The organism is Pseudomonas sp. (assembly GCF_037994325.1).
Classification (GTDB): domain Bacteria; phylum Pseudomonadota; class Gammaproteobacteria; order Pseudomonadales; family Pseudomonadaceae; genus Aquipseudomonas.
Map to the genome: position 1 here is coordinate 1 of NZ_JBBNAH010000585.1, position 9,534 is coordinate 9,534.

The window sequence follows — 9,534 nt, forward strand, 5'->3', positions numbered from 1 at the left end:
ATTACTTTCTTTGTGGTGAAGATGGCCGGTGCGGTGCGCCGCCAGGTGCAGTTGCAGGCTGAGCGCCGCGAAGAAAGCATGCGTGATCAGCAGTTGCTGGCCGTGGCCACTCAGGCAGCCGGCGCCGCCCACGAGTTGGGCACGCCTTTGGCGACCATGAGCGTGCTGATCAAAGAATTGCGCCGCGAGCACCCTGACCCGCTGCTGCAAGAAGACCTCGCCGTGCTGCAAGAGCAAGTGCGTCTGTGCAAAGACACCTTGCAACAGCTGGTACGCGCCGCCGAAGCCGACCGCCGCCTGACGGTGGAGGAACAATCGGTGGCCAGTTGGCTGGAAACCACGCTTAATCGCTGGCACCTGATGCGCCCGGAAGCAACCTACCGTTATCAGATTCTTGGCATCGGTGCCGTACCGCGCCTGGCGCCGCCGCCGGACCTGACTCAAGCCCTGCTTAACCTGCTGAACAACGCCGCCGATGCCTGCGCCGACAAGCTGGATATTCGCGTTGACTGGAACATGCTGGAAATGTGCGTCAGCATCCGCGACCACGGCGCCGGTGTGCCGCTGGCCATCGCCGAGCAATTGGGCAAACCCTTTATTACCACCAAGGGCAAAGGTTTCGGCCTGGGCCTGTTCCTGAGCCAGGCCAGCGTGACCCGGGCGGGTGGTTCGGTGAAACTCTACAATCATGAAGAAGGCGGCACGCTTACCGAGCTGCGCCTGCCTCGTCAGCCAAGCTGAACCGGAGAAGCCAATGAGCGAAGAAACCCCCATCGAAGGCGAAGAGCAACCGCATCTGTTGCTGGTCGATGACGACGAGACTTTTACCCGCGTTATGGCCCGCGCGATGAGCCGCCGTGGCCTGCGCGTGTCGATTGCCGGTTCCGCCGAAGAGGGCCTGACCCTGGCCGAGCAAGATATGCCGGACTACGCCGTGCTCGACCTGAAAATGGAAGGCGACTCGGGCCTGGTGCTGCTGCCCAAGCTGCTGGCGCTGGACCCGGAAATGCGTGTGGTGATTCTCACCGGTTATTCGAGCATCGCCACGGCGGTGGAGGCGATCAAGCGCGGCGCCTGCAACTACCTGTGCAAGCCGGCCGATGCCGACGATGTGCTGACGGCGTTGGTCTCCGAGCACGCCGATTTGTCCACCCTGGTGCCGGAAAACCCGATGTCGGTGGACCGACTGCAGTGGGAGCATATCCAGCGCGTACTGGGCGAGCACGATGGCAATATCTCCGCCACTGCCAGGGCGCTGGGCATGCACCGTCGGACCTTGCAGCGCAAATTGCAGAAGCGTCCGGTACGGCGCTGAACTGTGCGCATGGCAGGCTATCCAAGGTGGCTGGAAGCTGTCTTAATCAACCACTGTCTTTTACCGATTAAAGCGCCCACAGAGGCGCTTTTTTCATAACCGTCCAGAGTGCCCCTCATGAGCAAGAACGCCGAATATTCAGCGGTCAATGATGCGCTGCCCAGCCACTTTTTTTCGCGGGTCTGGCAGCTTGCTAGTGCGTACTGGCGCAGTGAAGAAAAGGGCATGGCCTGGTTGCTGCTAATTGCGGTGATCGCCATGTCGCTGGTGGGTGTGGCAATTTCGGTGTGGTTTAACAGCTGGTACCGCGACTTCTATAACGCCTTGCAGAATAAAGACCTGGCAGCGTTTACCACACTGATTGGCTACTTCTGCGGGATTGCCGCAGTGGCAATTCTGATCGCCGTATACAAACTGTACCTGACGCAGATGCTCACCATCCGCTGGCGCCGCTGGCTGACCGAACAGCACTTCGCAGCCTGGTTGGCGCACAAAAACTACTACCGCCTGGAGCAGGCCGGCTACACCGATAACCCGGACCAACGTCTGGCCGAAGACCTCAATAGCTTTACCGACAGCACCCTGAGCCTGGGTCTGGGGCTGATTCGTAACGTGGTCAGCCTGGTGTCGTTCTCGGTGATTCTCTGGGGCGTGTCGGGCAGCATGGAAATTTTTGGCATCGAGGTGCCGGGCTATATGTTCTGGGCCGCGTTGCTCTACGCCTTGGTCGGTAGCTGGCTGGTGCATTTGGTGGCGCGGCGTTTGATCGTGCTGAACAACAACCAGCAACGCTACGAGGCGGACCTGCGTTTTGGCTTGGTGCGTATTCGCGAGAACGCTGAAAGCATCGCCCTCTACAACGGCGAGAACAACGAACAGCAGCGTTTAATGGGTCGCTTTAATAAGGTGTGGAGCAACTTCTGGGAACTGATGAAGGTGCAAAAACGCCTGACGTTCTTTAGCTCCGGCTACGGTCAGATCGCCATTATCTTCCCCATGATCGTTGCCGCCCCACGCTACTTCTCCGGCAAGATCCAGCTGGGCGACCTTATGCAAATCAACTCAGCCTTTGGCAATGTGCAAGAGAGCATGAGCTGGTTTATCGACGCTTACGCCAGCCTGGCAGCATGGCGCGCCACCTGCGACCGGATCTTGAGCTTCCGTCAGGCCCTGGCCGAAGGTGAGCAACTGGACGCTAACCCCGCCATCAGCCGCAGCCGCGACGCTGGCCAAGTGAGCTTGAACCAGGTGCAACTCAGCCTGGCTGACGGTCGCGTGCTGTTGAACCCTACCGACCTGAACATCGCCCCTGGCGAGCATGTGTTGCTTAGCGGCGCTTCGGGCAGCGGCAAGAGTACGTTGCTGCGCGCGTTAAGCGGGTTGTGGCCGTTTGGCAATGGCACCTTGAACCTGCCGGATAGCAGCTTGTTTTTGCCGCAGAAACCCTACCTGCCGATTGGCAGCTTGCGTGCCGCATTGAGTTATCCAAAAGCGGAAGACACCTACTCGGCAGAGCGCTTGCAGGAGGTATTGCAGGCCTGCAACCTGGGGCATCTGGCTAGCCGTCTGGATGAAGAAGATCACTGGGAGCGGGTGTTGTCGCCGGGTGAGCAGCAGCGGGTGGCGATTGCCCGTGCCTTGCTGGTGGAGCCGCGCTGGTTGTTCCTTGATGAGGCAACGTCAGCCATGGATGAGCAAAATGAAACGGCGGTGTATCGCTTGCTCACCGAGAAATTGCCGGGCAGCAGTTTGGTCAGCATTGGCCATCGCAGCAGCTTGCAGCAGTTCCATTCGCGGCAATTGCGGTTGGAAGAGAAGGGCTTGATAGAGGCGTAGTTGCCCCGCTCGCACTAAACAGCAGCCACAAAAAAGCCCGGCACATGGCCGGGCTTTTTACATCGGCAAAACCTTACTTACCGTAAACCGGCAGCTTGGCGCAGATGGCTTTGACTTTCTCACGTACCGCGTCGATCACGGCTTCGTTGCTGAGGTCGGCGAGGATGTCGCAGATCCAGCCAGCCAGCTCGCGGCATTCGGCTTCTTTGAAACCACGGGTGGTCACCGCTGGGCTGCCGATACGCAGACCGGAAGTCACGAACGGCGATTTCGGGTCGTTCGGCACCGAGTTTTTGTTCACGGTGATAAAGGCGCGACCCAGGGCGGCGTCAGCGTCTTTGCCGGTGATGTCTTGCTTGATCAGCGAGAGCAGGAACAGGTGGTTCTGGGTGCCGCCGGAGACCACGTCAAAACCGCGCTCAATAAACACGCTGGCCATGGCCTGGGCGTTTTTCACCACTTGTTGCTGGTAGGTTTTGAACTCGGGCTGCAGGGCTTCTTTAAAGCAGATGGCCTTGGCGGCGATTACGTGTTCCAGCGGGCCGCCTTGGGCGCCTGGGAATACCGCGGAGTTGAGCTTTTTCTCGATCTCGGCGTTGGCCTTGGCGAGGATCAGGCCGCCACGTGGGCCGCGCAGGGTTTTGTGCGTGGTGGTGGTCACCACGTCAGCGAACGGCACGGGGTTGGGGTACACACCGGCGGCAACCAGGCCCGCTACGTGAGCCATGTCGACGAACAGGTAAGCACCGACTTTATCAGCAATGGCGCGGAAACGTGGGAAGTCGAGAATCTGCGAGTAGGCCGAGAAACCCGCCACAATCATTTTTGGCTTGTGCTCAACAGCCAGGCGTTCCACTTCGTCGTAGTCGATCAGGCCGTTGCCGTCGATGCCGTACTGCACCGCGTTGTACAGCTTGCCCGACGAGCTCACGGTGGCACCGTGGGTCAGGTGGCCGCCGTGTGCCAGGCTCATGCCAAGGATGGTGTCGCCGGCGTTGAGCAGGGCCAGGTACACGGCGCTGTTGGCTTGCGAACCGGCGTGCGGTTGCACGTTGGCGTAGTCAGCGCCGAACAGCTCTTTGGCACGGTCGATAGCCAGTTGCTCAACCACGTCCACGTATTCGCAGCCGCCGTAGTAGCGCTTGCCTGGGTAGCCTTCGGCGTACTTGTTGGTCAGTACCGAACCTTGGGCTTCCATCACCGCTGGGCTGGTGTAGTTCTCCGAGGCGATCAGCTCGATGTGCTCTTCCTGGCGCTGAGCTTCTTGCTCCATGGCGGCAAAGAGTTCGGCGTCGTAATTGGCGATGGTGTTCGAGCGGCTAAACATGGCGGTCCCCTAAGAGTGAGCTGGGCAAGGTTTGATCAAGCGCTGGTGGGCTGCCCAGAACAGCAAAGGCTTGCCCGAAGAAGGCGCGGATTCTACCGGATTAGTCGTTAACTGGCACATGACGGTCGGTCATGTAGCGGACGAGCGCGCCTCATTGTGCTCAAGAGGCGCGCGGTAGAGGGTTTAGCTGAGCATAAACAGCGCTGTACCGCTGAATTGCGCAGCCAGTTGGTTGGCGGTCATTGGCCGGCCGAGCAAGTAACCCTGCACCTCATCGCAGCCGTGTTCACGGAGGAAGTCGAGCTGCTCCTGGGTTTCCACGCCCTCGGCGATTACCGCCAGATTAAGGCTGTGGGCCATGGCAATAATGGCTCGAGCGATCTGCGCATCCTGCTCACCGCTGGGCAAACCGTCGACAAAACTGCGGTCAATTTTCAGCACGTCGATGGGGAATTGCTTGAGGTAGTTGAGCGAGGAATAACCGGTGCCGAAGTCGTCCACGGCAATGCTCAGGCCCAGTTGTTTGAAGCCCACCAGCACTTGCATGGTTTCGTCGACATCGCGCATCAGGATGCTTTCGGTCAGCTCCAGTTCCAGGCAGCTCGGGCTCAAGCCGCTGCTGTGCAAAATATGCGCAATGCGTTGGCCTAACTGGCCTTCGGCAAATTGCCGGGCGGACAGGTTGACCGACACTTTCGGCACCCGCACGCCCGCAGCATGCCAGGCATTCATTTGCCGGCACGACTCCACCAGCACCCAATCGCCAACATCCACCACCAAGCCCAACTCTTCCAGCACCGGGATAAATTCGCTTGGTGCAATCAGACCACGGCGCGGGTGCTGCCAGCGCAGCAGGGCCTCGGCGCCGATCAGGCGTTGGCCGTTGGCGCTGAATTGCGGCTGGTAATACAGCACAAATTGTTGCTGGTCGAGGGCGTGGCGCAGGTCACTTTCCAGCTCCAAACGCTCCAGGGCGGTGGCGTTCATGGCCGCCTGGTAGAACTGGAAGTTGTTTTTGCCGCGTTCTTTGGCGTGGTACATCGCGGTGTCGGCGTTCTTCATCAATTGGCTGAGTTCGTCGCCATCTTGCGGGCTCAGGGCGATGCCGATACTGGCGGTGACGAAGAACTCGCGGCCTTCCAGAATAAACGGCTGCGACAGGCTCAGCAGAATCTGCTCGGCCACGTGAATGGCCCGAGTGAGGGCGCCTTCGCGGGTGTCGCGGGCTTGCAGCAGCAGGGTGAATTCATCGCCGCCCATGCGCGCCACGGTGTCTTCCACTTCCACACAGGCAGCCAGACGCTGCGCCACGTCCTTGAGCATGCGGTCGCCAGCGGCATGGCCAAGGGAGTCGTTGATTGGCTTGAAGCGGTCAAGGTCAAGGAACATCAGCACCACCCACTCCAGATGCCGCTCGGCATGCTGCAACGCGGTGTGCAAGCGGTCCTGGAACAGGGTGCGGTTGGGCAGGTTGGTGAGAGCGTCGTAGTAGGCCAAACGGTGGATGCGCTGCTCGCTGGCTTTGCGTTCGCTGATATCGCTGAAGAAGCACACGTAGCTGACCAAGTCGCCTTCATCGTCATGCACGGCGGTAATGCCGACCCAGGCGGGGAAGTTTTCCCGGTTGCGACGCTTGAGCCAGACCTCACCCTCCCAACTGCCGTTTTGCCCGAGCTGATGGAGGATATAGGCCTGGTGGCTGGTCTGTTGACGGTCGGCCATCAGCATGCCGGGCTGCTGGTCGAGCACCTGCGCACTGCTGTAGCCACTGACACGGCTGAACGCTTCGTTGACCTGCACGATATAGCCGGCCGGGTCGGTCACCAGAATGGCGGCAGTGGAGTGTTCGAATACGGTGGCGGCCATGCGCAGGTCTTTTTCCGCGCGACGCTGTTGGCTGATATTACGGCCGACGCCGAGCAAGCCTTCAAAGCGCCCATCTTGGTCCCACATCAACGTCATGCGCATTTCGGTCGGCAGCTTGTGGCCATCGGCGCGCACGCAATCGACCATAAACAGCCGGGTCGCCAATTGCTGGCGCAGGTCGCGCAGTTTTTCCGGGTCGTTCAGCGCCACCCGTACACGCGCCAGCAGTTGGTCTACATCCGCCAGCTGCCGAGGGTTGGCGGCCAGCGGGTGGAAGCCATTGGCGATTATCCACTCCGGCGAATAGCCAAACATCGCCAGCGCCGACGGGCTGACGTAGTCCAGGTGCAGGTTGCTGTTGGTGGTGAAAATAACGTCGCTGATGTTCTCGGCCAGCAAGCGATAGCGGCGCTCGTTTTTGCGCATCAGCTCGCTGGCTTCGATCTGTTCGGTCACGTCTTTGGCTACGCCGATCAAGCGGTGTACGCGGCCATCTGCGCTGCGGCTAAGGGCTTGCTCGCGAATGTCGAACCAATGCCAGGTGCCATCGCGGTGCCGCCAGCGCAAATGGCATTGCAGCAGCAAGCCGTCGCTCACCACTTGCTGCAGATTGCGCATGCGCGCGTACTGCTCGGCATCGTCCGGGTGCAGCACCACTTCCCAGAAATGCCCGGCCATGGCCTTGAGTTCCTGGCCGCTGTAGCCCAGTTGCTGGCCCAGGCGGTTGTTGCTGAACAGCACGCGGCGGTTGGTCATGTCGTGCACATACAGGGTATCGGGCACGGCGCGGGCGACATCGGACCAGAAGCGTTCGCGCTCGATCAACGACAACTCAATGCGTTTGCGGCTGGTGATATCGCTGATGCTTACCGTGACCGCATGCAGGTCGGTGCTTTGCTCAGGCAGGCGCAGCACCAGCCACAGGTGGCGCTCGTGGCCTTGCGGCGTAACGATCTGACTTTCCATCTCAAGCTGGCGCTGCTTGCTCAGCAGGGCGCCGATCAACTGATAGCGCACGCTTTCCGGCGTGATCGGACCAACATCGACCAGGTGATCCCACAGCTGCTCGGTGGAATTGACGCCCAGCATCTGCTGGCCAACCTGGTTGATTTCGGTGATATGCAGGTGCTGCAGCAACTCGTCGTGCAGCTGCGGATGGATTTGCAGCCAGTGGTCAAGCTGGCCGAGGGTCTGGATGTGGTGCACATGCAGATACGTCTGCAGATCGGCCAGGTCGAGCACGCAGTGGGCCACGCCACTGCCTTCGAAAATGTCCTGATAACGGCGCCGGGTGTCTTCCAGCACATGCAGCGCCTGTTGCTGTTCGGTGGCATCGCGCAGCACCCACACATGGCCCGGTTGGCTGTGTTCTTTGCCATCTTTGAACACGCTGCGGGTCACGCTGAACACACGCTGTTGCTGGTGCTGCTGGAGCTCGATCCACATCGGGCTGAAGTCGTCATGCGCTTCGCTGTCGTTCATCAGCGCCGGGTTGAGGCTGGGCAGCAGGTCGAGCAGATGGCGCCCGCGCGCGTCGTTGCTGGACAGGCCGAACAACTGCGCGGCCTGCGGGTTGAGGTAGCGCACATGGCCGGTTACGTCGGTAACCACCACACGTTCCTCAATCGCTCCCAGGGCGGTCGCGGCGTCGCGTAACTCGCGCCGCGAAGCGGTGGTCATTTCCCGTAGCCGATTTTGTTCGCGCAGCAAACGGGTGAGGGCCAGCAGGGTGAGCAGGGCGCAGGCCAAAAACAGCAAGAGCTTGCCGGTAATCGCGGCCAATAACGCTGTCCAGGCGAGTTGCTTATCCAACACGCTGCGCATTACCAGATCTGTACCGGGCAATTCGGTCATCTGCACGGTGTTGGCCAGTTCGAAGGCGCTGGCTGTACGCAGTTGTTCGTTGTCCGGCGCTGGCTGAGTCGCCAGCACGGTGTGCTGTTGGCGGTCTTCGAGTTGCCAGCGATGCTCGCTGCTATAGAACTTGCGAATACTGAAGCGCAGATGGGTCAAGCCAAAACGCACCACCCAAAATCCGGTGCCGTCTTTGTGCGGTAGCAAGGCATAGATTTGCCCTTCGCCTTCCGGGTTGAACGCATATTGATAGGCCTGCCCTTGGCCGCGCTCGAACAAGCGGGCAATAAAGGCCTGGTCGTTGGCGCCCGCCAGCGTATCGGCCAGCGGCTTACCGCTGCTATCGAGCCACATCAGGCTGGTCACGGAGGGGAATACATTGCGCAGGCCATCTAACAAATCGTCGATTTTCTCTGCTGACGGCGGCGCTACAGTGTTCTGTTTGAGCAAGGCAATGGCCGCATAAGCGCGCATCTCAACGCCCAGCGCCAGGTGCTCGGTCAGTTGCTGACCATACTCCTGCTCACGTTTTTGTCGGTTGTCTTCGGCCTGCTGCAGCTCGTGGTAAAGCTGCCAGAACAATAAGCCCAGCATTACCGCGACGAGCACGACCAAAGCGCCCTTGACCGAATTGGGCAGGGTGGTGGCGAGTGAATCGCCGGGGGCGCGCTGGTGGGTGAACAATCGGGGCACGGGCAATAGTCCTGCGCTGACGGCCTATATAGATGTAGCAGCTGTACTGCTGGCAGGCGGCAGGGCTGCAGATAAAAGCGCCTAAGAATGCCTAGTTACGTGGCAAAGTGCCAGCTATGCCGACGAGTGTCTGTTTGCCTGCCTAGGTGCCTGACAAAAGCGTTGCGGCACCCATGCAACGGCCTGTGCCAGCGGTTCATCTGGCCATCATCTCTCCGACATCCCGCCCACTCAACGGGTTCCTCTTACCGGGTATGGCGCGCCTGAAGCCTTTTTATAAAAACTACGAATTCTAAATTCGCCACTACCTGGCTACTGGCTTTTTGTGTAGCTAAATACCCTGTGAGTGCGAGTTTTTATCGCTGCCCACATAGAGGAATAAGCCATGTTATATCTAGTTTTCAGCGGGAAAATTAAAGAAGGTAAGACCGATGAGTTTTATCAAAAAGTGGCTGCGGTCGCGCAAGAACTAACCCATGCCCACGACAAGGCCGTTGTGTATCAGTGGCATAAAAACCTAGAGGACTCCAGCCGATTCTTTTTAAATGAACAGTGGCAGTCTGTTGAGGATCTCCACGCCCATTTTGAAACGCTTTATAAAGCGTTTGGTCCAGCTAAGCCGACCGAACGGCTGCCTGCGGCG

General features: G+C 59.6%; 6 protein-coding genes. 4 read left to right on the forward strand and 2 right to left on the reverse strand.

Features of this window, described 5'->3' with window-relative positions; all coding sequences use genetic code 11:
• The 3 genes from AAAB16_RS19600 to AAAB16_RS19610 form a co-directional block, all read left to right on the forward strand.
• The coding region (locus tag AAAB16_RS19600; protein WP_340664837.1) for a HAMP domain-containing sensor histidine kinase at window positions 1–741 on the forward strand (741 nt) is incomplete at its 5' end.
• A gap of 13 nt (window positions 742–754) precedes the next feature.
• Window positions 755–1,315 (forward strand): response regulator transcription factor, encoded by a 561-nt coding sequence (locus tag AAAB16_RS19605; RefSeq protein ID WP_110617349.1) that lies wholly within the window; start codon window positions 755–757, stop codon window positions 1,313–1,315.
• Window positions 1,316–1,432: 117 nt separating this feature from the next.
• Window positions 1,433–3,151 (forward strand): ABC transporter ATP-binding protein/permease, encoded by a 1,719-nt coding sequence (locus AAAB16_RS19610; RefSeq protein ID WP_340664838.1) that lies wholly within the window; start codon window positions 1,433–1,435, stop codon window positions 3,149–3,151.
• 73 nt (window positions 3,152–3,224) lie between these two features.
• On the opposite strand, the gene glyA is transcribed toward AAAB16_RS19610, so the two are convergent.
• Window positions 3,225–4,478 carry a serine hydroxymethyltransferase gene (glyA, locus tag AAAB16_RS19615; RefSeq protein ID WP_110617351.1) on the reverse strand — a complete coding sequence of 418 codons (1,254 nt, stop codon included), beginning with the start codon at window positions 4,476–4,478 and terminating at the stop codon, window positions 3,225–3,227.
• 183 nt (window positions 4,479–4,661) lie between these two features.
• The gene (locus AAAB16_RS19620; RefSeq protein WP_340664840.1) at window positions 4,662–8,792 is read right to left on the reverse strand and encodes an EAL domain-containing protein; all 4,131 of its coding nucleotides are present in this window, start codon (window positions 8,790–8,792) and stop codon (window positions 4,662–4,664) included.
• 484 nt (window positions 8,793–9,276) lie between these two features.
• Here AAAB16_RS19620 and AAAB16_RS19625 point away from each other — a divergent pair.
• The coding region (locus tag AAAB16_RS19625) for an antibiotic biosynthesis monooxygenase (RefSeq protein WP_340664839.1) at window positions 9,277–9,534 on the forward strand (258 nt) is incomplete at its 3' end.